The organism is Sporosarcina sp. AD_1, from assembly GCF_057373025.1.
In genome coordinates, this window is sequence record NZ_JBPVIR010000001.1 from 410,626 (window position 1) to 436,682 (window position 26,057).

At 45.5% G+C, this 26,057-nt stretch carries 28 protein-coding genes and 1 other annotated feature; of the genes, 9 read left to right on the top strand and 19 right to left on the bottom strand.

Features of this window, described 5'->3' with window-relative positions; genetic code table 11:
• Positions 1-21 precede the first annotated feature (21 nt).
• From ACSW3C_RS01995 to ACSW3C_RS02015, 5 genes are all read right to left on the bottom strand, one after another.
• Entirely contained in the window at positions 22-540 is a 519-nt protein-coding gene (locus ACSW3C_RS01995) for a hypothetical protein (protein ID WP_248509465.1), read from the bottom strand.
• A gap of 125 nt (positions 541-665) precedes the next feature.
• A complete protein-coding gene (locus tag ACSW3C_RS02000; RefSeq protein WP_486560594.1) occupies positions 666-1,184 on the bottom strand; it encodes a DUF84 family protein in 519 nt (172 codons plus the stop codon).
• An 86-nt stretch (positions 1,185-1,270) separates the two neighbouring features.
• Positions 1,271-2,344 carry a M42 family metallopeptidase gene (locus tag ACSW3C_RS02005; protein WP_238082689.1) on the bottom strand — a complete coding sequence of 358 codons (1,074 nt, stop codon included), beginning with the start codon at positions 2,342-2,344 and terminating at the stop codon, positions 1,271-1,273.
• A gap of 171 nt (positions 2,345-2,515) precedes the next feature.
• Complete coding sequence (locus ACSW3C_RS02010; RefSeq protein WP_486560596.1) at positions 2,516-4,048, bottom strand: solute symporter family protein; 1,533 nt, start codon at positions 4,046-4,048, stop codon at positions 2,516-2,518.
• A complete protein-coding gene (locus ACSW3C_RS02015) occupies positions 4,048-4,431 on the bottom strand; it encodes a DUF485 domain-containing protein (protein WP_486560597.1) in 384 nt (127 codons plus the stop codon). Before ACSW3C_RS02015 ends, ACSW3C_RS02010 begins: the two co-directional genes overlap by 1 nt.
• Positions 4,432-4,710: 279 nt before the next feature.
• Between ACSW3C_RS02015 and ACSW3C_RS02020 the strand changes: the two genes are divergently transcribed.
• Positions 4,711-5,025, top strand: a complete 315-nt coding sequence (locus ACSW3C_RS02020; protein ID WP_238082694.1) for a hypothetical protein — start codon at positions 4,711-4,713, stop codon at positions 5,023-5,025.
• A 46-nt stretch (positions 5,026-5,071) separates the two neighbouring features.
• On the opposite strand, the gene ACSW3C_RS02025 is transcribed toward ACSW3C_RS02020, so the two are convergent.
• Genes ACSW3C_RS02025 through pepV form a run of 5 tightly spaced genes read right to left on the bottom strand, consistent with a single transcriptional unit; the run spans position 5,072 to position 9,861 of the window.
• The gene (locus ACSW3C_RS02025) at positions 5,072-5,917 is read right to left on the bottom strand and encodes a YtnP family quorum-quenching lactonase (RefSeq protein ID WP_486560599.1); all 846 of its coding nucleotides are present in this window, start codon (positions 5,915-5,917) and stop codon (positions 5,072-5,074) included.
• Between the two features lie 29 nt (positions 5,918-5,946).
• Positions 5,947-6,591, bottom strand: coding sequence for a tRNA (guanosine(46)-N7)-methyltransferase TrmB (trmB, locus tag ACSW3C_RS02030; protein ID WP_486560600.1), 645 nt, complete (start codon positions 6,589-6,591; stop codon positions 5,947-5,949).
• A 25-nt stretch (positions 6,592-6,616) separates the two neighbouring features.
• Positions 6,617-7,591 carry a nuclease-related domain-containing protein gene (locus ACSW3C_RS02035; protein WP_486560601.1) on the bottom strand — a complete coding sequence of 325 codons (975 nt, stop codon included), beginning with the start codon at positions 7,589-7,591 and terminating at the stop codon, positions 6,617-6,619.
• 15 nt (positions 7,592-7,606) lie between these two features.
• The gene (gene dat, locus ACSW3C_RS02040) at positions 7,607-8,461 is read right to left on the bottom strand and encodes a D-amino-acid transaminase (protein WP_486560602.1); all 855 of its coding nucleotides are present in this window, start codon (positions 8,459-8,461) and stop codon (positions 7,607-7,609) included.
• The gene (gene pepV, locus ACSW3C_RS02045; RefSeq protein ID WP_486560873.1) at positions 8,458-9,861 is read right to left on the bottom strand and encodes a dipeptidase PepV; all 1,404 of its coding nucleotides are present in this window, start codon (positions 9,859-9,861) and stop codon (positions 8,458-8,460) included. The genes dat and pepV overlap by 4 nt, the downstream gene beginning before the upstream one ends.
• A gap of 368 nt (positions 9,862-10,229) precedes the next feature.
• Between pepV and ACSW3C_RS02050 the strand changes: the two genes are divergently transcribed.
• Positions 10,230-10,451, top strand: a complete 222-nt coding sequence (locus tag ACSW3C_RS02050; protein WP_238082704.1) for a DeoR family transcriptional regulator — start codon at positions 10,230-10,232, stop codon at positions 10,449-10,451.
• 75 nt (positions 10,452-10,526) lie between these two features.
• Here ACSW3C_RS02050 and ACSW3C_RS02055 read toward each other — a convergent pair whose 3' ends face one another.
• The gene (locus tag ACSW3C_RS02055) at positions 10,527-11,237 is read right to left on the bottom strand and encodes a pseudouridine synthase (RefSeq protein WP_486560603.1); all 711 of its coding nucleotides are present in this window, start codon (positions 11,235-11,237) and stop codon (positions 10,527-10,529) included.
• A 4-nt stretch (positions 11,238-11,241) separates the two neighbouring features.
• Positions 11,242-12,858, bottom strand: coding sequence for a putative polysaccharide biosynthesis protein (locus tag ACSW3C_RS02060; RefSeq protein ID WP_486560605.1), 1,617 nt, complete (start codon positions 12,856-12,858; stop codon positions 11,242-11,244).
• Between the two features lie 119 nt (positions 12,859-12,977).
• On the opposite strand from ACSW3C_RS02060, the gene ACSW3C_RS02065 reads away from it, so the two are divergent.
• The 3 genes from ACSW3C_RS02065 (at position 12,978) to ACSW3C_RS02075 (ending at position 14,964) form a co-directional block, all read left to right on the top strand.
• Complete coding sequence (locus ACSW3C_RS02065) at positions 12,978-14,243, top strand: BaiN/RdsA family NAD(P)/FAD-dependent oxidoreductase (RefSeq protein ID WP_486560606.1); 1,266 nt, start codon at positions 12,978-12,980, stop codon at positions 14,241-14,243.
• Between the two features lie 160 nt (positions 14,244-14,403).
• Complete coding sequence (locus ACSW3C_RS02070) at positions 14,404-14,670, top strand: hypothetical protein (RefSeq protein ID WP_486560608.1); 267 nt, start codon at positions 14,404-14,406, stop codon at positions 14,668-14,670.
• A 24-nt stretch (positions 14,671-14,694) separates the two neighbouring features.
• Positions 14,695-14,964, top strand: coding sequence for a hypothetical protein (locus ACSW3C_RS02075; RefSeq protein ID WP_486560609.1), 270 nt, complete (start codon positions 14,695-14,697; stop codon positions 14,962-14,964).
• A gap of 312 nt (positions 14,965-15,276) precedes the next feature.
• On the opposite strand, the gene leuS is transcribed toward ACSW3C_RS02075, so the two are convergent.
• From leuS to ACSW3C_RS02095, 4 genes are all read right to left on the bottom strand, one after another.
• Positions 15,277-17,694, bottom strand: coding sequence for a leucine--tRNA ligase (gene leuS, locus ACSW3C_RS02080; RefSeq protein ID WP_486560610.1), 2,418 nt, complete (start codon positions 17,692-17,694; stop codon positions 15,277-15,279).
• Between the two features lie 76 nt (positions 17,695-17,770).
• Positions 17,771-17,983 (bottom strand) — a binding site (T-box leader).
• Positions 17,984-18,074: 91 nt separating this feature from the next.
• A complete protein-coding gene (locus tag ACSW3C_RS02085; RefSeq protein ID WP_486560611.1) occupies positions 18,075-18,725 on the bottom strand; it encodes a CoA transferase subunit B in 651 nt (216 codons plus the stop codon).
• A gap of 19 nt (positions 18,726-18,744) precedes the next feature.
• The gene (locus ACSW3C_RS02090) at positions 18,745-19,431 is read right to left on the bottom strand and encodes a CoA transferase subunit A (protein WP_486560612.1); all 687 of its coding nucleotides are present in this window, start codon (positions 19,429-19,431) and stop codon (positions 18,745-18,747) included.
• Positions 19,432-19,552: 121 nt separating this feature from the next.
• On the bottom strand, positions 19,553-20,737 hold the full coding sequence (locus ACSW3C_RS02095; RefSeq protein WP_486560613.1) for an MDR family MFS transporter: 1,185 nt from the start codon (positions 20,735-20,737) through the stop codon (positions 19,553-19,555).
• 204 nt (positions 20,738-20,941) lie between these two features.
• Here ACSW3C_RS02095 and mnmL point away from each other — a divergent pair, with 204 nt between their 5' ends.
• On the top strand, positions 20,942-21,901 hold the full coding sequence (gene mnmL / locus ACSW3C_RS02100; RefSeq protein WP_486560614.1) for a tRNA modification radical SAM protein MnmL/YtqA: 960 nt from the start codon (positions 20,942-20,944) through the stop codon (positions 21,899-21,901).
• Positions 21,898-22,503 carry a tRNA 5-(aminomethyl)-2-thiouridylate-methyltransferase MnmM gene (mnmM, locus tag ACSW3C_RS02105; protein ID WP_486560616.1) on the top strand — a complete coding sequence of 202 codons (606 nt, stop codon included), beginning with the start codon at positions 21,898-21,900 and terminating at the stop codon, positions 22,501-22,503. The genes mnmL and mnmM overlap by 4 nt, the downstream gene beginning before the upstream one ends.
• A 43-nt stretch (positions 22,504-22,546) precedes the next feature.
• Here the strand turns inward: mnmM and ACSW3C_RS02110 are convergent, their stop codons facing one another.
• From ACSW3C_RS02110 to ACSW3C_RS02120, 3 genes are all read right to left on the bottom strand, one after another.
• Positions 22,547-23,269, bottom strand: a complete 723-nt coding sequence (locus ACSW3C_RS02110; protein WP_486560618.1) for an SDR family NAD(P)-dependent oxidoreductase — start codon at positions 23,267-23,269, stop codon at positions 22,547-22,549.
• Position 23,270: 1 nt separating this feature from the next.
• Positions 23,271-23,822, bottom strand: a complete 552-nt coding sequence (locus tag ACSW3C_RS02115; protein ID WP_486560619.1) for a DUF4825 domain-containing protein — start codon at positions 23,820-23,822, stop codon at positions 23,271-23,273.
• Between the two features lie 207 nt (positions 23,823-24,029).
• Entirely contained in the window at positions 24,030-24,623 is a 594-nt protein-coding gene (locus ACSW3C_RS02120; RefSeq protein WP_486560620.1) for a 3D domain-containing protein, read from the bottom strand.
• 125 nt (positions 24,624-24,748) lie between these two features.
• Between ACSW3C_RS02120 and ACSW3C_RS02125 the strand changes: the two genes are divergently transcribed.
• Together ACSW3C_RS02125 and ACSW3C_RS02130 are read left to right on the top strand one after the other, a co-directional pair.
• Positions 24,749-25,255, top strand: coding sequence for a GNAT family N-acetyltransferase (locus ACSW3C_RS02125; protein ID WP_486560622.1), 507 nt, complete (start codon positions 24,749-24,751; stop codon positions 25,253-25,255).
• Between the two features lie 80 nt (positions 25,256-25,335).
• The gene (locus tag ACSW3C_RS02130) at positions 25,336-25,995 is read left to right on the top strand and encodes a GntR family transcriptional regulator (protein WP_486560623.1); all 660 of its coding nucleotides are present in this window, start codon (positions 25,336-25,338) and stop codon (positions 25,993-25,995) included.
• The last annotated feature ends 62 nt before the right edge of the window (positions 25,996-26,057 follow it).

Consider the following 26,057-nt stretch of genomic DNA (forward strand, 5'->3'; position numbering starts at 1 on the left):
ATCGCTGACCATGTATGGTTGTCAATCCGGCTGCTTTACAGATCGGACAATTTCCATCATGCTCGCCATGTAGTTTTCTATATTTTTCTCTTTTGTAATGGTAGTCATCTTCACACCGCCGACACTTGTGACAAGTTCCACCTTGCCGTCACCCGATTTTAACACCGATGCAAATCCAAAATACCCTTTATCCGAAAATGTTTCTTCTTTAATGACTTCGATCTTTTCCTGCGATTTCAATAAATCATGGAATAGATGGCTATCCTTTTCTTCATTTGGATTAATGAATAGAATAAATGTCTCATCCTTATTCGAAAAGATAATATTTTGCGGATCAGATGCATCTTCAATTGTGAAACCAACTGGCTTGTACAGTGCAACACCTTCGATTTCCTCAGTTGCATTCTTCCCATCCTGTTCAAAAATATCACGCGCTGCCGCAATCCCATCTTCCGCCTTTTGGTCAATGGATTTGCCGCACCCGCCAAGCACAAAAATAGCGCTCACGAGCAGGAACAAGAACTTCCACGAGCGGAACATTCAATTTCCCCCAATCAATTTACATATAGTTATCATCAGTCCAATGCGTCACGTCAGTAGTTAGTTATTTATAGAAGAGCATATCCATTTTAAAGTGGATTCCCATGTTATGCAAGCAAGCGGAATCATTTTTGTTTCGCATAATTCAACTGGCCGATCAGCAAGAGCATGACATGTTCAAACAATGCATCCCGATCGACCGCATGCGATGTAAACATCCCCATGGCCCCTCCGCTATGTTGTATGCCTCGTGCATTGAAATAAGTATCGACTGCTTCGCTCAATTCTTTGCCTTTATGTAGTTCTTCTGCAATTTCATTCGGAAGAGGGATCTGTGCTCCGCCTGCAGTAAAGACTGTTTGATCCGGCAGCACAAGCGCTCCCCAGTTGCATACATACAATTGCCCATCCAGCATGCGGACCCCACCTTCCAGTCCGATGCCGATTGCACCATCGACCGTCGCTGCAGCATTCTTCGCACGATTGATCGCTCCTAGTCTTGTTTCCTCATCTCCAAACGGCTGGTCTTTTACACCGGATGGCACCTTCGCTTCGTGAAGTTGGAACTCTGGTTGATGAAGTTCCAGCACCTTGCGAACCGCACTTACTTTTGCCTGATTTTTTGATCCGATAACGAAATCCATTCGATCAACTCCATTCGTGGCAAGACCGTCCTTCATCAGCTGAAAGGACGGTCCCGTTTTTAACTTGCTACTATCACTGCAAACAATCAGACATTCGCTTTGATCGTTTCCACCGTTGTCTTATCACAAGCTTTCACTAGTTTGACGAGCAATTCTTTCGCAGCAGCATAATCATCCGTATGAATGATCGATGCTGATGTATGGATATAACGAGAACAGATACCAATAACCGCACTTGGAACGCCTTCATTGGAAACATGGACCTGCCCGGCATCCGTGCCTCCTTGGGAGATGAAGTATTGGTATGGGATATTATTTGACTCCGCTGTGTCCAAAATGAACTCGCGCATGCCGCGATGAGTAACCATAGTACGGTCAAAAATACGAAGCAGCGTACCTTTTCCTAGCTGGCCAAATTCGTTTTTATTGCCAGAAGCATCATTTGCAGGACTTGCATCGAGCGCGAAAAACAGATCAGGATTAATCATCCGCGCCGCCGCTTGAGCTCCACGCAAACCGACTTCTTCCATTACGTTCGCACCGGAGTATAGCGTATTTGGCAATTCTTCCCCATGCACTTCTTTTAGAAGTTCAATGGATAGACCGCAACCATACCGATTATCCCATGCTTTGGCCAAAATCTTCTTATCATTGGCCATCGGAGTGAATGGACACACGGGAACGATTTGCTGGCCCGGGCGGATTCCAATGCGCTTTGCATCTTCCTTATCATCCGCACCGATGTCAATCAGCATATTTTTAATATCCATCGGTTTATTTCTAACCTCATCGCTTAATAGATGCGGAGGAATGGAACCGATGACACCGATGATCGGCCCTTCATCTGTAATGATCTGCACCCGCTGTGCAAGCAGCACTTGATTCCACCAGCCGCCTAATGGCTGAAAACGGAGCATACCGTTATCCGTAATAGCAGTGACCATGAAACCGACCTCATCCATATGGCCGGCTACCATTATACGAGGACCGTCTTCCGGCCCTTTGCGCAAACCGAAAATGCCCCCTAAATTATCTTGCACGATTTCATCTGAATATTTTTCTAATTCACTTCTCATATAGCTGCGAACCATATGTTCGTTGCCAGGCGCCCCTGGTAGCTCAGTCAGCGTCTTGAACATTGTAAGTGTCTCTTTTTGCATGAAACGTGTCCTCCCCAATCAAGTATGTATTCCTCATTTCATTGTAGACCATCTTGCATGAACTTTCCAACAGAATAATTAGGAACCCGAATTAATTTCCGGACAGCATTTCAGCCATTCAAATGCATAAAAACGAAGGGGATTTTCGTTCCCCTTCGCTCATGTGAAAGCTTATTCCCGGAAGCCTGTATTGGCACGGACACTAACTTCTGCATATTTCCGATAATCGGCTTTTTCTTTGGAAAGGATGGTTCCGAGATAACCGCCTAAAAATCCTAACGGCACTGAAATAATGGCCGGATTCGTGAGCGGGAACAAGGCAGTACCGACAAAAATGGCTTGTCCCGGTTCCGGTGCGAAAACGTTCGGACTGAGCACAACGAGAATGAGAGCCGAGAAAAGGCCTGCCGCCATCCCAGTAATGGCTCCGGTCGTATTGAATTTTTTCCAGTAGATCGTATATAAGATGACTGGCAAATTCGCACTGGCAGCGATACAGAAAGCCAGGGAGACGAGGAATGCTACGTTCATCGACTGTGCGAACAGGGCAAGTAAAATGGAGAAGACGGAAACACTTAATGATGCGTAGCGTGCAGCCAGCATTTGCTCCCGATCGCTCGCCTTTCCTTTTTTAATGATCTGGCCGTAAATATCATGTGCAAACGCGGATGCCCCTGTCAATACGAGCCCGGCAACAACAGCCAAGATCGTAGCAAAAGCAACTGCAGATACAAAGGACATTAAAATATCTCCACCAAGCACACCGGCTAGCAGCGGTGCAGCCATATTTCCTGCAGCATTCGCTTTCGTAATGGCATCGTAGCCGACAAATGCGGCTGCGCCAAAGCCGAGGAACACAGTCAAAACATAGAAAATCCCGACAATCCATGTCGCAATAACAACTGAGCTTCTCGCTGTCTTCGCATCTTTTACGGTAAAGAAACGCATAAGAATATGCGGCAAGCCTGCTGTTCCTAATACAAGCGCCAGCATTAGCGACAATGTATCCAACGGAACTTTATACTTCAATCCCGGCTTCAAATAGTCTGCACCATGCACAGTAGCCGTTTTGACTTCAGCAAACATTTTAACGAGGTTGAAATCAAATTTAGCAAATACGAGAACTGCGATAATAACAGTCCCAAGCATTAGCAGAACAGCTTTGACAATCTGCACCCAGCTCGTTGCCGTCATGCCGCCGAACAACACGTACACTGTCATCATCACGCCGACAATGAGGACAGCGATCCAATATTTAATGCCAAAAAGCAATTGAATGAGCGCACCGGCCCCCACCAGCTGCGCAATCATATAGAAGATGACGATCGTGATCGTGCTGAATGCAGCCATTCCACGAACTTTTTTGGCATCAAAACGTGCGTTAATCATATCTGCCAACGTATATTTACCCAAATTTCGAAGCGGTTCTGCAACGAGGAACATGACAACCAAGTACGCGATCAGGAAACCGATACTATAAAAGAATCCATCAAAACCAAAAAGTGCAATCGCGCCTGCAATCCCCAGAAACGAGGCTGCCGATAAATAGTCCCCTGCAATAGCCAGTCCATTCTGCCACCCTGTCAGTCCTCCCCCCGCCGTGTAAAAGTCGCCGGTAGTCTGAGTCCGCTTCGCAGCATAATACGTAATGAACAAAGTAGCGATGACAATCGCCAGAAATAAAATTACAACCGTTGCATTCATTAAGCCGAGCCCCCATCCCGTTCAATCATTTTAATAATTTCATCTGAATCTTTATCAAATGAATTCGATTTTTTTACGTACATGACACACAAAACCCACGTGACGACGAATTGAGCGGTGGCAAACACCCAAGCCCAAGTGATGTCGCCATACACAGGCGTATTCAATACGGTTGAATACGATGTCATGATTGGCAGCATGAAGTAAAATGCGAGGAAAAAAATAGTCATCGGGACGATGAAACGTTTTTTCCGACGCAGCATTGCTTTGTACTCCGGGCTTGATACTATTTTTTCGTAATCAATTGCTCCCTGGTCCCCTAAAGGTCCGGCGCCCCCCTTTTTTTGCTTGGCTTTCCCTTTGTATGCGCTTTCAACCTTCATTGGACATACCCCCTTTAATCATAAGTTTTTTGATTATGGAGAAAATACTACACTACCAAGCGAAATATTCAAATACTTATTTATCAAATAATGAGAAATGATAGTTAAGTCCCCCTTTTCTAAATAGTTTACCTTACAAGTGTCGTTTTCCTTTTTGAAACCGTTCTTTCAGTAAGCCGTCTTCTAGTTCGAATTAATTCACGGGTTATACGGAATCTGCTATAATCAACAGAATTATGGTACACTTGGAAAGAAACTGATGGAGGGGGTTACGTACCAATGAAATTAAAAGATTTCCTTGCGGGAGTGTTAACTGGGGTAGCAGCCGGACTCATCGTCAATCAAGCAATTGGAAGAATAGAAATGAATACACCTGCCGAGGATGTGCTGCGTTCCGTCAAAGAGGCATTTAAAAAAGAGGGACCTATTGATGGTTCCTGGATTGTTATGAAACCTGAACCGTTCCATAATGGCGTCATTACGATGGACGTATACCGCGGCGGCATTTCACGCATTCAAAACGGCTCCCTGGAGCAATTTGAGTTTGCGGCAGATTCAAAAACTGGAACCGTCGTTGAATTGATTAAAAAATAATAAAAAAAGTCGCAGAGGCGGAAAGTATCCGCTCCTGCGACTTTTCTTATGCATGGCAATCAATGGTTTCAATCAGTTCTTTTCCTGATTCATCCCACTTCACCAACCGGTACACCGCATCGTGGTAAAAAATAAAACGGTAGCCATTCGGCAATGCTTCTTTCATTAATCGTTCCTTAGCAAAAATGGATGTCATCGGGTAGTCGTCATACGCCAGCACCCATAGCGGATTGCTATGAGCGTGCGTCGGCATAATATCTCCCATGTGAAGGATTGTTTCGCCTTCTTGCTCAAGCTTTACAACGCTATGGCCGTCACTATGGCCGCCCGTATGAATCATCGAGATGCCGGGCATGATTGTGATTTCGTCAGTGAACGTCTTCACCTGCTGCTGGATTGGCTCCCAGTTTTCCTTCCAATACGTATTTCTCGATCGGATATTCGGATTGCGCATTTCATCCCATTCGACTTGTGACACGATGATTTGGGCGTTCGGAAACATGGAAACGAGCTCGCCGTCCTGCAATCCTGTCAATCCTGCGGCATGGTCGTTGTGCAGATGTGTCATTAGAACGAGATCGATATCGGCAGGTGTCAATCCTAACTCAGCTAAGCTTTCTTTGACTTTGGATTCAGCCCGGACACCAAGATTCCGTTTCATTTTTTCGTTCAGTTTTCCGTTCCCCATCCCAGAATCGATCAACATATTTTTGCCTTCATATTGAACGAGGATCGGATCCGTCCGCAGTTCAATCAAATTATCCTCATCACAGGCGTAACGCTTTGCCCACAATGCTTTCGGAACGACACCAAACATCGTCCCGCCATCCAAAAAGTTGACGCCCCCGTCTAACCATGTCAATTTCATATTGTGAAACGTATATGTATCCACAATTCCATCCCCCTTTACTTATTCGTGCATTATTCGCAGAACTGTGCTTCCAAGCGGTAGATCGGCATACCTTTTGCCGAAAACTTCTCTTCGTACTCCGTCATAATATTATCTTCCGGCATATCCGCATGAAGGTCCAACGAAACAAATTGAAGCTTCATTCCATAAGCGGACATGGATGTGAGCGAATACTCGAACAGCTTCCGGTTGTCTGTCTTGAAATGAATTTCGCCATTCTTTCGCAGAACTGTTTCATACCGCTGTAAAAACGACTCATGCGTCAAACGTCTTTTCGCATGTCTTGTTTTAGGCCAAGGATCAGAAAAATTCAAGTATACCCTGTCCACTTGTCCGTCTTGAAACAGCTCTGTCAAATTAGCCCCATTCGCGCGCAATAAGCGCAAATTCTTCGGCTTGTCTATTTCAATTACCTTTTCCAGCGCCGAAACGATGACATTGTCAAAAAGTTCGATTCCAATATAGTTGATTTCAGGATTGGCAAGTGCCATACCAATAATAAATTGACCTTTCCCCGTACCCACTTCAATATGGATCGGATGATCGTTGCCGAATTCCTGCTGCCAATCCACTTTCGGCCGTTCTTCGTCCAGAATTAACACATCTGGATGCTGGGCCATAAAATCCTTTGCCCATGGTTTGTTGCGTAACCGCATATCTCTACACTCATTTCTATAATCTTTATTCTTCCTCGTCCTGTTCCTCTGGCTGTTCAAATGATTCCAAAAGCCGGCTCATCGCAGTCGTCTGGCCGATATCCAAGATGGCTTGCGCGGCTTTAAATTGATTGAATTTCATCGGTGTCGTCGATTGCGCCAAACCATTGAACCAATTTGGGAACGAACGCCGGTCAATAGCCCGGATATCATAAGGCGATCCGGGATAATCAATATAGCCATTTCGGGAAACGATATACTTGCGTACCGGGAACTCAATTCCTTCCCGTGCGAATAGCCCCGTGATGATCTTTTCCATCCGGTTCAAGCCAATTGTCGGATTTAACAATTTTGCTTCCTGGTCCCCAAACTTTTTTAACCAAAATCGATCACTCTCCCCAATGAAAACCGCTGCATCTTCCTTTTCAACGACTGTCAGGCACATGCATTCGATGGGGGTAAGTAAAATGATGTCCAGCTCAACTGGTGCTTTCTTCACTTTAACTATCGGATAATAAAACAATAAATAACTATCCGGTAGTTGTAATGTCAATTCCCGCAGAAATGTGTCACGGAAAAAACGAGCGTCCACTCTGGATTTATCCAATAAGGTGGAACTGGCCCATTTGATTTGAAAATGAAACAGCTGGTCCAAGTAGAGCTTGCGCATATGGGCTATGTCATCGGGACGGTGCACAAGGTTCGGCTGAAAACCGAATTCCTCCTCGGCATCAGCTTCCTGCTCCTCGATCTGCTCATCCTCCGGCTCCTGCTTCCGGTTGAATAACCGGAGAATCGGGTTAAACCATTTCCGATCCTCCGGAATATCTCCGGCTTCTTCATCTTCTGTTTCTAACACAGATAGATCCGTTCCATTTTCCCATTGAAACCTCATCCGTTCCCACTGTGATTTTTTCAGCCTGATAAATTGTGTCGGATATCGTGACAAATCATTTTCATAACGGGAAATATAATCGAGCAACTTCACTAGCTGCGCCATGGCATTTCACTCCGTTCAGTTTGCTTTGACCGGTACTGGGATTTGGCGGGAAAATGCCTCCTGCAACTGTTTCGTCACAGTACCCGGCTGCCCATTTCCGATCGGATGGCCGTCAATAGAAACGATCGGGGTAATTTCCGCAGTTGTGGAAGTAAGGAAAAACTCATCCATACTCAATGCTTCGATTGGCGTAAACTCTTTCTCCACAAACGGAATCGCCAGTTCTTCGCAAAGCTTGATCACAACCCGGCGAGTAATCCCGTTCAAGATGAGATTTGTGGCAGGGTGTGTATAGACAGTGCCATTTTTAATGCCGAATACATTGGAAGATGAACCTTCCATCACGATGCCATCCCGTACAAATAACGCTTCTGCACAACCTGCTTCAAAAGCTTCTTGTTTAGCCAATACATTGCCTAATAAGTTCAAGCTTTTAATATCACAGCGAAGCCATCTGACATCGTCGACGATTTTCACTCGGACGCCTTCTTCCATATTCTTCAAAGGCCGCGGATTATTGATGGCATAAGCAGTCACGACAGGAGTGACCGGAATTTCGGGAAACTGATGAGTTCTTGGGGAAACCCCTCTTGTTGCTTGGATATAAATGTGGCCCGTTTCAATTTGATTCGCCTTGACTAATTCGCTGGCGACACCGATCAGCTCCTCTTTCGAGTAAGGCAACACCATCTTCACTTTTTCCGCACTTTCGAGAAGCCGGTTAAAATGTTCCTCTGCAGTATAAAGTTCTCCATTGTACACCTTTACAACCTCATATACCCCATCTCCAAAATAATAGCCCCGATCATCGATGGAGATCTTACAACCCTCTTGGTCCATGAATTGGCCATCCATAAAATAGATCATCATTGTTCCCCTTTCTTCTCTCCAGCCAGTCGGCTGATGGCATCTGCATAAATCGCTGTTGCCTTCATCAAGTCTTCTATATATACATATTCATCGGCTTGGTGTGCGACATCCTCCCTGCCCGGGAAAAGCATGCCGAAAGCAACGCCTTTTTCCAGCACTCTCGCATACGTTCCGCCTCCAATCGCCAATAGTTCCGCCTCATCGCCAGTATGGTCTGTATAGACAGCTTGAAGCGTTTTGATGAACGGATCTGCTGCATCCACATGATGTGGTTTGGAATTGGATGAAACAGCCAGCTGAAATGCCGTCTGCTCAAGTCTTTCTTTACACGTCTCGATTTTATCATCAAACGGATACGTAACGGAATAGCGCATACTAACTTTTATGATGCCTCCGGCGGATTCAGTGAATTCTACAATACCTGCATTCAACGTCGTATCGCCGGACACCTCATCGTTAAATGCTAAACCAAGGAAATTCCCTCTCGTCTCTGTCCCAAATGCATCGAGCATGAACTGAGTGAAATCTTTAGATGAGCCTTCCTCGAAGACACGATTCAGGAAGGAAGCAAGCAGCACGGCAGCATTGATGCCTTGATCCGGCTCCATGGCATGTGCGGACTTCCCTTCTACCGTAATAATCGTTTGTCCGTTTTGTTCTGAAATGGAACCTTTCGCTGAGTTGATGTTCAAGTAGCTTTCAAACTTCTCACCTATGTCTGCAGCATTTAGCGACGTTACCGCCTCCGCATGATCTGGAACCATATTCGTCCGATTTCCTGATCGGAAGTTGAGCAGCTGGCCGTCCGGTTTGAATGAATGTTGATTGAAATGAAGTGACGCGATTCCTTTTTCCGCATGGATGATTGGAAAATCAGCATCCGGCGCAAAGCCAAGCGTTGGCATTTCTTCTGTTTCGAAATAACGGTCCATACACCGGAAGTCGCTTTCTTCGTCAGCGCCGACAATGAGCCGGACTCGTTTTGTCAAAGGAACGCCTGCTTCCTTCACCATTTTCATGGCATGCCAAGCTGCGATTGTCGGGCCTTTATCATCAATCGCACCACGGCCAAACAACTTCCCATCCTTCACAGTCCCTTCAAAAGGACCATACGTCCAATTGCTGCCCGCAGGAACAACATCGACATGGCAAAGAATGCCGAGTAATTCATCGCCTTCTCCCATCTCAATATGACCTGCCATATGATCGATGTCCTTCACCGTAAAACCCGCTCGGCGACCTTCCTCCAGCATCCATTCCAAAGCCTCGGCTGGACCCGGTCCAAAGGGAGCTTCATTAGAAGCAGAGCTTTCATCGAGTACGGAAGGGATGGAAACCAATTGCTGCAAATCTCCGATGATCTGCTCCTGCCGTCGTAACGCCTCTTCTTTCCAATCCATCAATTCAAGCACCTCTTTTCGTTAATACTTTCTATTTTCACACGTTGGGCAAATAAAATAAAGAACAATACGTCGTTCCCATGTATTTCATTTTCAACAGATTCTGATGGATTTTTCGCCCCTCTACATCCAAATCTGTCTCGTGATATTGTCTCTCCCTCAATAGGTTGTACCAAAAGACAAAGTTAACAATAAATTCATGCATTTTTAATAGTAATGCGCTATAATTATATTGTCAGAACAATTCACTGACATTCCTAGATGTGAAAGGAGTGCAATATCAGGAGCAATTTCACGAGCAAAGGTAACATTCAGACGTCTCATGCCCATCGATTTTGGAAAATGAAGATGAAGGAGTGGTCTCCAAGTTGAATCCTGCTACTGATCGTATGCTTACCCGAATCAAAGACGTTTACTTATACATCCTTGACAGAGGTACAGTCACAACAGAAAACGTGGTCGAGGAATTCGGAATAACAAACCGCACCGCTCAAAGGGATTTAAATGTTCTTGAGTACAACGAGCTCATTATAAGCCCGGCACGCGGAAAATGGACGACAACTAAGAAAAAAGTGAAATTGCCTTCCTAATATTGCTTTCCTTAACGGAAAGGAGGCTGTCCGGCAGTCGATATGACATGCCGAACAGCCTCCTTTTTTGCGGATTCACGGTGCTAGGATCGATGACAATTCCTCATCGGTCAATTCGCGATATTCTCCTAACTCCAATTCATCATCCAGCTCCAAGGCTCCCATCGACAAGCGCTTCAAATAGATGACACGCTTTCCGACCGCCTCAAACATCCTCTTCACTTGATGGAACTTCCCTTCCGTGATCGTCAGCTCAATTTCAGAAATTGAATTGGAATTAAGTATCCGCAAAATGCCTGGCTTCGTTTCAAAACCATCTTCCAGCGTCAGACCTTGTGCAAAAAGCAAAATATCCTCTTCCGTAACAACGCCCTCAATGCGGGCATAATACGTCTTCGGCACTTCCTTTTTCGGCGACAGTAGATTGTGTGTCAGCTTCCCATCATTCGTCAATAACAGAAGTCCTTCCGTATCCTTATCAAGCCTTCCTACAGGAAACGGATCAAAATGGCGGTCTTCCGGATCCAGCAGATCAACAACCGTCCGATCCCGGAAATCCTCTGTAGCTGATACGACACCTGGCGGCTTATTCATCATAAGGTAGATGAATTCCTTATAAACCACCTGCTCTCCTAGAATTGAAACGACATCCTTATGCGGATCAACATGAGAGGCTGCATCTTTTACAGGCACTTCATTCACTTTAACAGCGCCTTTTTTCAATAGCTGCTTCACTTCTTTTCGAGATCCATAGCCCATATTGGCAAGCAATTTATCAAGTCTCATACCGTCACCTTCCAAAACCGAATTTCTTCGTAAATCGTGTCAGCCGTTCTCCGAACAACTTTTGTGCCAATCCTGTTTTTAATGACAGGAATCCATAAATAGCAGCACCGACAGCCGCACATATGCCGATATAAAGCAAGGCTTGGATTTTGCCTCCTACAGGACTGATTGCCAGTAAGCCTTTTAATGTTAAGTAGACAGCGATCAGCATGATCAAATTAAAAATGCTGATTAAGATCAATCGTCGGTAAACCATTTTCGAGCGGTAATTCAATTCCTTGGCGATGACAACGATATTAATTCCGACAGCGATGATATATCCAATCGCCGTAGCCGCAATGGCGCCATCCGTTTGAAACATTTTAATGAGCGGGATGTTCAGCATTAATTTGAATAGCAATCCAAGCAAAGACGTAAAGACAATCCATTTATGCTTATCGATTCCTTGTAAAATAGCGGCTGTCACTGTGTAGAGGCCAAACAGAATCGCCACAGGCGCATAGCTGAAAAGAACCTCGGCTCCAACAGCATCTTTTTCATAAAGGAATTGATACGTTTCGTTAGATAGTACCATTAAGCCGATGACCATCGGAACAGTGAGGAATAGCATGATTTGGAACGTTTGATCCAACGAGCGATTGATCCCTTTTTGATCACTTTTTGTGTAAAAGTTTGTAATGACCGGAATGAGCGCCATGGAAAATCCGGTTGCTACCATGACTGGAATCATGACAATCTTATGTGTCAAAAAGTTAAGCATGGATAAGTATTCATCCGATACTTTAGCGAGACCGATCGATCCCATTGCTTCATTAAACGTGATCATATCAACAAACTGGTATAACGGGTTAATGACTCCCACCAACACGAAAGGTATCGTATAGCCGATCACTTCTTTGTACATATCGACAAAAGTGATCTGGCTTGCTGGTGGACTTGCATCATACAATTGCTGAATTTCCGGCTTGTATTTCTTCCAGTAGCGATACAAGACGACAAGTCCTGCGAGCGCACCGATAAATGCAGCGAAAACGGCAAAATTAACAGCAGTCCGCGGGGAGAGTTTGAGGACATCTACAACGACATAAGCGCCGATCAGAACGACTCCGATTCGGATAATCTGTTCAACGAGCTGCGACACGGATGTCGGTTCGAATTTCTGAAAACCTTGGAAATAACCTCGGACAATACTCATGATTGGGACCGCAAGCAACGCGTAGCTGACCCAGCGGATAACAGTTGCGATTTCCTCAATGCTGAAGCTTTGGTCTTCTGATTTATGTACCAGTCCAGCAATCGGCTCAGCAAGGAAGTAGAGTATTAAAAACGAAAGAAAACCGGTGACTGACATGACAAGCATACCGGATTTCATTAATTTCTTTCCCGTAGCATAATCACCTAGCGCATTATATTTGGAGACATATTTGGAGATAGCGAGAGGTGCTCCAGAGATTGCGATGGAAAGCGCCAGATTATAAGGTATGTATGCGTATTGGTACAATCCGACATTTTCTTTCCCGATGATGCTATAAAACGGAATAACATACAAAAGACCAAGGGCTTTCGACAAAAACAGCCCAATGGTTAATATGGCCGTGCCTTTTACTAAATTTGATGACATAAATGATCCATCCATTCTTTAGAGCTATGTTATAGTTTACCCCCGACCGTCAATTTTCACAATGGGTATCAATGTTATTGTGTATAATAAAGAAAAACAGAAAGTGTGGGGTACCTACTATGTATGACGTTATTATAGTCGGCGGGGGTCCTTCCGGCTTGATGGCTTCGATTGCGGCAGCTGAAAACGGAAAAAAGGTCCTCCTGCTCGATAAAGGAAAAAAGCTTGGACACAAGTTATCCATTTCAGGGGGCGGGCGCTGCAATGTGACGAATCGCCTTCCCATCGAAGAAATCATTAAGCATATACCCGGAAATGGTCGTTTTCTATACGGTCCTTTTTCGGTTTTCAATAATGAGGACATTATCCGGTTTTTTGAAGGCCTCGGCGTGCCTCTAAAGGAAGAAGACCACGGCAGGATGTTCCCTGTCTCGAACAAAGCGAAAGATGTCGTCAACGCCCTTCTATCCGAAATGGAAAGGTTACATGTTGACGTAAAGCTCGAGACACGAGTGAAAAAACTGTTGATGGATGATACAAAAGTGATTGGCGTCCGGCTCGAATCTGGCGAAGAAATTCGCTCCCGGGCTATCGTAGTCGCTGTAGGCGGGAAAGCAGTTCCGCAAACCGGATCAACTGGCGACGGGTACCCATGGGCAGAAAAGGCCGGACATACCGTGACAGAACTCTATCCGACCGAAGTTCCATTACTATCGAATGAGCCATTTATCAACTCGGCAGAACTGCAAGGGCTCGCATTGAGAGATGTAGCCGTATCTGTTTTGAATGCAAAAGGGAAAGCTCTCGTCACCCACCAAATGGACATGTTATTTACCCATTTCGGATTAAGTGGACCGGCCATTCTCCGATGCAGCCAGTATGTCGTAAAGGAAAGAAAAAAGAACGGCAATCAGCCCGTCGATATCCGAATCGACTCGTTTCCTGACAAAAATGAAGAGAACGTCTTCCAGCTATTATTTACCCATATCAAGGAAGATCCAAAGAAGGCTGTAAAAAATGTCTGGAAAGGCCTCGTGCCAGAACGCTGGCTATTATTTCTACTCGACCGCACTGGCATCGACCCTAGCGAAATCGGCGCCACGCTCGCAATGGAAAAACTGAGAAGGCTGGCCACTTCCTTAAAAGCATTCACGATGACAGTGAATGGCACCCAGCCTATCGAGAAAGCGTTCGTTACAGGCGGCGGCGTTTCGGTAAAAGAAATCGAGCCGAAAACGATGGCCTCCCGCAAAAAAGAAGGACTTTACTTCTGCGGCGAAATCCTCGATATTCACGGCTACACAGGCGGCTATAATATCACATCTGCCCTCGTCACCGGCCGTATAGCAGGCATGAGTGCCGGACAATACGCTTCGGAGGAATAAAGAAATTGAAAGTGGAGGCTATCCTGTAAGGGCAGCCTTCATTATTAATGGTCAACGGCTGAATGGCTTTAGCTCGTAATTCGAGGCTAAAGCCATTTTTCTCGTTAAGAGAGAAAATGTTTGCTGTTGTCTTTAGTTAATATTGATTGGTGTGAATTCGTTGATCGTTATAGATCGAATTGCTGAGTATATTGGCATTCATTTCGGGTTATTGGCGTTCAACTCGAGTTATTGGCGTTCAGCCCGAGTTATTGGCGTTCACCCGGAGTTATTGGCGTTCAGCCTGAGTTATTGGCGTTCACCCGGAGTTATTGGCGTTCAGCCTGAGTTATTGGCGTTCAGCCCGAGTTATTGGCGTTCAGCTCGAGTTATTGGCGTTCACCCGGAGTTATTGGCGTTCAGCCTGAGTTATTGGCGTTCAGCCTGAGTTATTGGCGTTCAACTCGAGTTATTGGCGTTCACCCTGAGTTATTGGCGTTCAGCCCGAGTTATTGGCGTTCACCCTGAGTTATTGGCGTTCACCCTGAGTTATTGTCTCAGAGTTATTGGCGTTCACCCGGAGTTATTGGCGTTCGGCCCGAGTTATTGGCGTTCACCCGGAGTTATTGGCGTTCAACTCGAGTTATTGGCGTTCAGCTTGATATTCTGGCGTTCAGCCCATTTATCTAGCGTTCGGCTTGATATTCTGGCGTTCAGTCCATTTATCTGGCGTTCGGCTTGATATTCTGGCGTTCAGTCCATTTATCTGGCGTTCGGCTTGATATTCTGGCGTTCAGTCCATTTATCTGGCGTTCGGCTTGATATTCTGGCGTTCAGCCCGAGTTATTGGGTGTTCCCCCAGAGTTATTGGCGTTCATTTTGATTTTCTGGCGTCCAACTCATATATTCAGCGCTCTTTACCAATGGTACCGGTCACTTCGCCATGTAATATCGATCACCGCAGTTTCGCCTACTATCTAGCTTCCTTACCCATGTATCCAAAACAAAAAACAGATGGAGAAAAACAATTGTTTTTCTCCATCTGTTATAAATGTCACTCTGCAGCGACGATATTGACAAGTCGGCCTGGAATGGCAATTACTTTTTTCAGTTCTTTGCCATCGATCCATTGCTTTATTTGCTCGTTTTCGAGAGCTGCTTTTTCCAAGTCTTCTTTGGAGATGTCTTTTGAAACTTCCAATTTCGCTCTCACTTTGCCGTTGATTTGGACAGCGATCTCGATTGTGTCATCTTGCAGCTTGGATTCGTCATAGGACGGCCATGCTGAGTACGTAATGGATTCGGAGTGGCCCAATTTTTCCCACAGTTCCTCTGCAAGATGCGGGGTAATTGGCGAAATCATTGTAACGAAGCCTTCAACGTATTCTTTTGGTATCGTGTCCGTTTTGTATGCTTCGTTAATGAATACCATCATTTGCGAGATGGCTGTATTGTTGTGCATCGCTTCGAAGTCTTCGGTTACTTTTTTCACCGTTTGATGGTATACCTTCTCAAGCGGTCCGCCTGTTTCTTCTTTGATTTTCTCGCTAAGTGTTCCGTTCTCATTGACGAATAGACGCCAAATTCGATCCAAGAAACGGCGTGCTCCGTCAAGTCCGTTTGTCGACCAAGCTTTCGATGCATCAAGCGGTCCCATGAACATTTCATAGAGACGCAATGAATCTGCACCGTGCGAGTGGACGATATCATCCGGGTTGACGACGTTCCCTTTGGATTTAGACATTTTTTCATTGCCTTCTCCTAGGATCATGCCTTGGTTGAACAATTTCTGGAATGGCTCTTTCGTTTTGACGACGCCTACATCGTATAATACTTTGTGCCAGAAACGCGCATATAGCAAGTGCAAGACTGCATGCTCTGCTCCGCCGACATAAATGTCAACTGGAAGCCAGCGCTCAGCCAATTCCGGATCAATGATCATGTCATCATTGTCTGGATCGATATAACGAAGGTAATACCAGCAGCTGCCTGCCCATTGCGGCATTGTATTCGTCTCGCGGCGTCCTTTCATTCCCGTTACCGGATCAACGACATTGACCCATTCTTCAATGTTCGCAAGCGGGGATTCACCCGTTCCGCTCGGTTTGATGTTTGTTGTTTTTGGAAGAGTCAAAGGCAGTTCCGACTCATCGATTGTCGTCATGGAGCCATCTTCCCAATGAATGACTGGGATCGGTTCTCCCCAATAACGCTGTCTGGAAAACAGCCAGTCGCGAAGGCGGTACGTAATTTTCTTTTCGCCTTTGCCATTTTCAACGAACCAGGCAATTGCCTTCTCGATTGCTTCCTCTTTGCCAAGCCCGTTCAGGAATTCGGAATTGATGTGCTCTCCGTCACCTGTAAACGGTTCATTCGAAACATCGCCACCAGCTACTACTTCGACAATTGGAAGATCAAATGTCTTAGCAAACTCGTAGTCGCGTTCATCATGCGCAGGCACCGCCATAATGGCACCTGTGCCATAGGAAGCCAATACGTAATCCGCGATCCAGATTGGCATTTTCTCCCCGCTTGCCGGGTTGATTGCATACGCGCCCGTAAATACGCCTGTCTTTTCTTTCGCCAGATCTGTACGTTCCAAGTCGCTCTTCACTTTTACTTTGTCCAAGTACTCGTTGACCGCCTGGCGCTGCTCATCTGTCGTAATTTGCTCCACCAATTTATGCTCTGGAGCCAAGACCGCATACGTTGCGCCGAAAATAGTATCCGGACGCGTCGTGAATGCTTCGAATGACAAGTCTGTGCCCTCAATTTCAAACGTCAATTGCGCGCCTTCCGAACGGCCAATCCAGTTTCTCTGCATATCCTTCAAGCTGTCTGGCCAATCAAGCTCATCCAAATCTTCGAGCAAGCGGTCCGCGTATTCTGTAATGCGAAGCACCCATTGTCTCATTGGACGGCGTTCAACCGGATGGCCGCCACGCTCTGATTTCCCGTCGATGACTTCTTCGTTCGCAAGTACTGTGCCAAGTGCAGGACACCAGTTGACTGGAACTTCATCGATATAGGCTAAGCCCTTATTAAACAATTGAATGAAGATCCATTGCGTCCATTTATAGTACTTCGGATCCGTTGTGTTGATCTCACGGTCCCAGTCATATGAAAATCCTAGATCGTTCATTTGGCGTTTAAACGTCGCAATATTTTTCGCCGTGAATTCCGCTGGGTCATTGCCTGTATCGATCGCGTATTGTTCAGCCGGCAATCCGAATGCATCCCAGCCCATCGGATGAAGGACATTGTAGCCTTGCTTCCGTTTAAATTGGCTTAGGATATCGGTTGCGATGTAGCCGAGCGGATGCCCGACATGAAGACCTGCACCTGACGGATACGGGAACATATCAAGTGCGTAGAACTTTGGTTTTGAAGGATCGTCAATCGTCTTGAATGTCTTTTGATCCTTCCAGTATTGTTGCCATTTCTTTTCAATTTGCAAATGGTTGTAGCTCATGAAATCATTCCTTCCTGCTCTCCAAATAAAGTCTTTGCGGGTGTAGGGAAAATAAAAAATACTCCCGTCCCTTATAAAAAGGGACGAGAGTATTTTCTCCCGCGGTGCCACCCAAATTAGCAGATTGCTCTGCCCAGCTTGATCCGTAACGAGGAAAACGGCACCGGTTAGTTTACGTTCACCGATACGGGCTCGAAGGCGAGTTCATCCTTTCGTCGTACAGGCTTGCACCAACCGCCTGCTCTCTAAAACGACCTTCCGGATTACTACTCCTTGTCATAGCCGACACTATTTAGAGTTAGTTTATTGTAGTGTACCCTACTATGTTACAAAATACAACAACTGATTTCCGCATGTTGGCAGTAAAGCGATAAGTTGATTTACCGCAATCCATCCGCCACGAGCAAATCCGCTTCCGTCGATTCGATCACTTCATCGACTGTGAACCCTTCAAATACTTCTTGTAACACAAGCCCTTTTGGTGTGACTTCAATTAAGGCTCGTTCTGTAATAATTTTATGGACAACGCCTTTTCCTGTAAGAGGCAGCGTACATTCCTTTTTTATTTTCGCAGATCCGTCTTTCGCCACATGATCCATGATGACAATGATCTTTTTAGCGCCATGGACAAGATCCATTGCTCCGCCCATTCCCTTGATCATTTTACCCGGTATCATCCAATTGGCGAGATCCCCTGTTTCTGAAACTTCCATACCACCGAGGATCGCTACATCCACATGTCCCCCGCGGATCATCGCAAACGATTCGGCGCTATCGAAAAATGCGGATCCGGGTATGGTCGTTACCGTTTCCTTCCCTGCATTAATCAAATCCGGATCCACTTCATCCTCAGTCGGATAAGGCCCGATGCCTAGCAGTCCATTTTCAGACTGCAGCACGACGGTTTTATCCGGCGAAATATAATTTGCTACTAACGTCGGCATGCCAATGCCTAAATTGACGTAATCCCCGTCGTTAATTTCTTTCTCAGCCCGTCTTGCGATACGCTCCCTGAAATTGACTTTTGTCATAACCGCCAGTCCCCCTTTTTCATCGAGTCGTCAAACGCTCTATCCGTTTTTCCTGCTTTGCCTGGAACAGCCCCTGCACATAGATGCTCGGTGTATGAATTGCTGCAGGATCCAGCTCCCCAGCTTCTACGATCTCTTCCACTTCTGCAATTGTGAATTTACCGGCAGCCGCCATCATCGGATTAAAGTTCTGGGCTGTCTTGTTGTAAATTAAATTTCCGAACTTGTCGGCTTTTGCAGCTCTTACCAATGAAAAGTCCGCCACGAGCGCTTCTTCCAGCACATACTCCTTGCCGTCGAAAAGACGCACTTCCTTTCCTTCGGCAACAACAGTGCCAACGCCCGCCGGAGTGTAAAATGCCGGAATTCCGGCACCGCCAGCCCGTATCTTTTCTGCTAATGTCCCTTGCGGCGTCAATTCCACTTCAATTTCACCGGAGAGGACCTGGCGTTCAAATTCTTTATTTTCTCCCACGTAGGAGCCGATCATTTTTCGGATCTGCCTTTCCTTCAGGAGCAGTCCAAGTCCCCAGTCGTCCACTCCGCAGTTATTCGAAATGATGGTCAGATCCTTTACTCCCTTTTGTACAAGCGCTAAAATGAGCTGCTCCGGGATTCCGACCAGACCGAAACCGCCAACCATCAATGTGGAGCCATCCTCAATACGCGAAACCGCTTCCATAGCAGACGTGTAAATTGGTTTCATTCAACATCCCCCTTTGTTTGAAAACGATAATTTACAGTACCTATCATAATCTATTAAAACAAACTATTTTATCTGTTGCAATTTATGTGGAAATGAAAGCATAAAGAAAAACCGGCAACCTTTACGGTTGTTCCGGTTTTATCGGTTGCCCTTTAAGTGGTTTATCATAAAGGAGAGTCGTCACAATAGATATGCTCATGAACGCAGTTAAGATAAGCAACATTGCTTTCATTCCATACAATCCAACGAGTACCCCTCCGGCAAACGGTCCGATCATCCGTCCGATCGTAGCTGTCGAGTTGACGATTCCTTGGTAAAAGCCGTCCTTCCCTTTTGGCGCCAGCTGGCTCGCAAGCGTAGGGATTGCCGGCCAGACGATCATTTCCCCAAACGTAAGGATGACCATCGACGCGATGAACATTTGGAAGGAGCCTGCAAAGCTGACCATGATGAACGAACCGATGAAAATCAGCGTTCCGATGATCATCTGCGTTTTCAGCTGATGCTCCAGCCGCTTGATCAAAGGCCGGATAATCGGTTGGCCTAAAACAATCAATAGACCATTGACTGTCCAAATTAAACTATATTCCCGAAGCGTGACACCGAGAGAGAGTGCATGGGTGGAAATCGTAGTCGACCACTGGGAATAAACAAGCCATGTCAGCAAATAACCCGTCGTCAAGATGAGCAGCGCGTAAAACGGCGCTTTCTTCTTGATCGGTGATGTTTCCCTAAATACATCAGTATGGCGGTCCGGTGCGATTCTAATGTTCTTATAACCGAAATAAGCAATAAACAGGAAGAGAACGTAGAAAATCAAATTTGCACCGAAAATATAGTCGATATGGAAAGACGCAACGAGACCGGCTAACGCTGGGCCAATTGCAACCCCGACGTTTTGCGCAAGATAGATAGAGTTAAACGCTTTCCTCCCGCCTTCTGGCCAAACCGTACCAACCATTGCATACATACTCGGGAAAATAATCCCGCCGCTAAAACCAAGTACGGTCAATAGAATGACGTATGGATACCAGTCGTGCCGGAAAACGAGCGCGACAAGTGCAAGGACTGAAATCAAGATCCCGCCCATGATCGATTTATAGCCGCCGATTCGGTCGAATAAATAACCGCCGAGCAAGTTGCCGATCACCCCGGCTCCGGAATTGGCCATGAGCACCAAGCCGGCGACAGCCAGCGACTTCCCTAAGTATTCATGCATATATATCGTATTTAACGGCCACAAAAAGGAGTTACCGATTACGTTGACGAACATGCCGATGACGAGCAGCCAAACTTTTTTAGGCATCTTTCTGCCTCCGTTCTGCCAAAAATATAATTTGAGTTTATGCTTTTTTTAGTAACCAAACAAGCACATCAGTATATGTTCCATAATTCAGATCATAAGGGATGGTCTACTCACGCGTTGTCTCCTATAGTTCGGGTTTACCCGATTCACCGAATTCAAGTCCCCCATTCATGGTATAATTTATCCGTAAGGAGATGAACTGACGTGGATTTGCAATCATTGCCGTTCCCCTCAGAAGGGAAATGCTATCATACATGGTCCAAACATTTAAAGGACAAATTCGGATTCAAAGTATTTAAGATTTCATTGGATGCGGGCTTTGATTGCCCAAATCGGGATGGCACGGTCGCTTTCGGCGGCTGTACATTTTGCAGTGTTGCCGGATCTGGCGATTTTGCAGGCGACCGAGCTGAACCGATCAATGTCCAGTTTGCAAAAATCCGGGACAAAATGCATCAAAAATGGAAGAACGGGAAGTACATGGCGTATTTTCAGGCGTATACGAATACACACGCCCCGCTTCCTGTCTTGAAGGAAAAATTCGAAGCCGCTCTCGCGCAAGACGATGTGGTCGCACTTTCTATCGCAACCCGCCCCGATTGTTTGCCTGACGATGTAGTTGATTATTTAGCGGAGTTGAATAAAAGAACATATTTATGGGTGGAATTAGGTCTCCAAACAGTCCATGAGAAAACTGCCAGGCTCGTAAACCGGGCACATGATTATGAGACATACGTGAAAGGTGTAGAAAAACTGAGAAAGCACGGAATCCAAGTATGCTCTCATATTATTAACGGGCTCCCAATGGAAGACTACGATATGATGATGGAAACAGCAAGAGAGGTTGCTAAGCTTGACGTGCAAGGTATTAAAATTCATTTGCTTCATTTGCTAAAAGGGACGCCAATGGTTAAGCAATATGAAAAAGGCTTGCTGACATTCCTTGAAAAAGACGACTACATCCGGCTTGTTGTCGACCAGCTTGAAATCCTTCCGCCCGAAATGATCATCCACCGAATTACGGGCGACGGACCGATCGATTTGATGATCGGCCCAATGTGGAGCGCAACGAAATGGGACGTGCTCAATGGGATAGATAAAGAGCTCGAGCGGCGGAACAGCTGGCAAGGAAAATTTTATTCAAAGGTGGTAGAGACGCTGTGAGCAGTTCGATTTTATTGCATCGTGTTCTTCCGTTTTCAAAGCGGTTGATCGAAAAAACCGTGGCGCCAGGCGAAACAGTCGTCGATGCAACAGCGGGGAATGGCAATGACACGCTCTTTCTAGCCGAACTCGTCGGCAAAGACGGGCATGTGTATGCATTCGATATCCAGCAAGCCGCACTGGATGCAACTAAGAACCGGCTAGGAGAATTACATGACCGGGTCACATTGCTGCTGGACAGCCATGCCAATGTCGACCAGCATGTCAATCAACCGATTGGCGGCGCAATGTTCAACTTAGGTTATTTGCCCTATAGTGAGGATTTGTCCATCATTACGAAAGCCGAGTCTACGATTGAAGCGGTCCGCAAACTGCTAGGGTTGTTGAAAATAGGCGGGATCATTACCATTTCGGTATATGATGGGCATACAGGCGGCAAGGAGGAGCGGGATGCCCTACTCGCCTTTGTAAAAAAAATACACCAGGCCGATGTCCATGTCATTCGGTATGAGCTGTTGAACCAACGAAAAAATCCTCCATTTTTGATTGCACTGGAAAAAGTGAAAGACTTTCAAACCGTCCGTCTCATTGAAGAGGCATGAAAAAAGCGCCATCTGAGAAATTACTCAGTTTGGCGCTTTCCATTTACAATTGCCGCAAATCCAAAATTGGCCCGCCCGCTTCCTTGAAATCGGTTTCCAGAAAAGCGCTCAACTTCTGGGCCGTCTCTTCCGCACTGCTCAATTTTCCTTCTTCTTTGTAGTTGATAAACCGATCCAGCAACGGGAAGTCAGCCGCCTCGCTTGAGCGAATCGTCTCCTGCATACCCGTATCAATAATTCCTGGGGCGATGGAAGCGATTTGTACGGGGTTTTCGGTAGACTGTTGCTCCAGCTCCACGACACGTGAGAAGTGGTCAAGCCCCGCTTTGGTCGTGCAATAAACGCCCCATCCTTCGTACGGATTTCTTCCGGCTCCTGATGAGATGTTGACAATCTTTTTCGTCCCTTTGAATTCAGCCAGCCGGGAAATGAACGTATTGGCAAGAATCATCGGCGCTGTCAAATTAACGGTAATTGCCTTACTGATCATATCTACCTCGATTCCTCCGGCCAATCCGATTGGATCGACAATGCCTGCGTTGTTCACAAGTGTGAACGACGTTGCGGTTTCAAAGTGTTGCTCAATGACCTCGTTCAATATATCAGGCAATAGAGCGGTTTCTCCCAAATCGACTTCTATAAAATTATCTTCAAAGCCTGGATTTGTTCTGGCCAGTCCAATTACTTGTTTCCCTTGCCGCTTTAACTGGGCGGCTAGCTCCCATCCGATTCCTTTTGAAGCTCCGGTAATAATGACGATGTCCATATTACGACTCCCCCTCCTTATAGGATTGCAGCCAATCCTCCTGCTCTCCTTCTTTCAGTTTTTCTTGGACTTGCTTCTTAAATTCTTTCGGGTCCTTTAAAAGCTCCCACTTGGAGCCGAACCAATTTTCAACGCGATTCCTCGTCGTTACAAATGAAGTATCTAAAAACCTCATCTCAAGTTTATCTAAGTTGTGAATGAGCAAAAAAGCGGCCGTGGAATTATATAGGAACGCCTCTTCTGCTCTGCCTTCAAGTTCCCCTGCATTCACATTGTAGTTCATTACAAGCGAAAATTGATCAGGATCCATCTCGTATGTTCCTTTGTAATCATTCAAGGGCAGCGCTTGAAATAAATTCCCTACATTCGAGGCGTTCCCCATGTAAGGATTGTCATATTTCAGCACTTGAGAAAAATCATGCTGAAGCGGATCCTGCTGCAGCTTCTCTTCACCAATTTTCGATTTCGCAGGTATTTCCACATAAGCGATCCAAATGTATAGCGGAATCGCAAGCAGCACAATCAATCCAATCAGCATTCTCCTTCTGTCCATCTAACACTTCTCCCCCATTTGTTTTCTTCAGTCTATCATTCTGGACTTAAAAAAGCATTCTACTTTGACAGTATCTAATCACGAAGGAAACAGCTTACTGCGCGCCGCTGCGGCGAACGAAAAGGAACATTGTCCCGCTTACATCAGCCAAGAGAAAAAAACTGCCCTAGAAAGTCAGTTCCGCTGACATTCTGGACAGTTCCATTCTTATTCAAGTATTTTGATTTTGACTTTCTTTCTTCCCCAATCATATGCCTCACTCTTGGAAGAAAAGAATACATCGATTTTATTCCCTTTAATCGCACTTCCTGTGTCTCCGGCAATCGCATATCCGTACCCTTCCACATGCACTTTTGTGCCGAGCGGGATTACATTCGGATCGACTGCTATCACTTTGACATCGGGATTTTTCTTCAAATTAATGCCGGTGGAAGTGATTCCGCTGCAGCCATTGCAATTCGCTGTGTATGCACTGGCAGAGACGGTAAATTCTTTGACGACATTGTCTGTATTAGATCGTGATGGTGTCTTCTTGGAAGATGCTACGTCCTTTTTGGTAGTTTGGTTGGCGGCAACCTTCTTCGGATTCACTACATGTAATGTTTGCTTAGGGTGAATGGTATTGGATTTTAACCCGTTCCACGATTTTAACTCACTGACTGAGATGTGGTGGGTTTTCGCGATATTATAAAGCGAATCTCCTTGTTTGACCGTATACTTTGAAGAAGCTGCAAAACTTTCAGACGTTCCGCCAATCAAAAGTGTTACTGCAAAAATAAGCGTCACAATTCGTTTTATCAAGTTTTCTACTCCTTGCGTTTTAGTCTACAATTAGATTAACAGGCTCATATTACAGCTACGTTACAAAATGGCGCAATTATTATTACATTTCTAATCTGAATATTACAAACGAAAGGACGCTTGTCATGTTGATCAGAAAAGCAGAACTGAGAGATACAGAAGAAATCGCCTCCTTGCTAATTAAAGCACAATGGTTCACTTATAAAGAACTCTATAGTGAACCATATATACAGCAGCTCATTGACAAATATTACAATATACATCGAATTCGCGAAGAAATTTTAGAAGTCAGCGATTCTTGGCATGGTTACTATGTCGCTGTTGAGAAGGGAATTATTGCAGGCATCATTGGTGGCGGTCTGGTTTCTGAACAGGTGGGAGAAATTTATGTCTTCTACATGGATCCTGACATGAGGGGCTGCGGTATTGGCACCCGACTTTTGGATTTTTATTCAAAACTGCAGAAACACCGGTATCATGTAGTTGAACAACGGGTATCTGTAGCAAAAGGAAACCTGTTCAGCATTCCTTTTTACGAAGCGAGGGGATTTATTTTCAAAGAAGAGCACATCTCCTATGGTGCAGACGAAGAAGATCAGGATCTCTCCCTTCTATACAGCAGAATAATTTAGCACAGCAATATATTGTATACCTTTCCGAGTTGCACAATTTACGGTATACTTATAACAAATAGATGAGGATGGTGATTCAGTTGCCGATACCTTCAAATTACGAAAAGACTTCACGCATGACAGCAAAAGAAGCAGCCTTCACCCAACTGCAACAATGGATCATCGATGGGACATTGCAGCCTGGCGAGAAATTAAATGACGTGGAATTGGCTCAAGCCTTAGGCGTCAGCAGAACGCCGATCAGAGAGTCTTTGCAATTATTGGAAGTACAAGGGTTCGTCAAACTATTTCCGGGAAAGGCTACGCAAGTGACAGAGGTTGAGCAGGAGGACATCGTCGATCTGCTTCCGCCACTAGCCGCATTGCAGGCACTTGCAGCAGAACTCGCTGTGCCAAATGTGACTCCCGATGTAATAGAAGAATTGAAAAAGGTGAATGATGATTTCGCGGCGGCAGTCCGGGAAGAGGATTATTTCAATGGACTGAAGATTGACGAGACGTTTCACCAAATTATTGTGGATACAGCTGAAAACCCTTACATCACGACCATGGCGGCTTCGTTGCAAGCGCATGTAAGGAGGCTGTTCTTCCACAATTCTATTATCCTCACAGAGCAATCCATTGAGGAACATGAACAAATCATCAAGCTGCTGCTCGAAAAAGATGCAAATAAAGCGTCTGAAGTCATGAAGGAAAATTGGGTCAGAGCAATTGACGAATTTAAGTCGTTGCGAAAATAATATAGACCAAAAAAACGGCAATGGAGAAGTAAATATCCCCCATTGCCGTTTTTCTTTTTGAC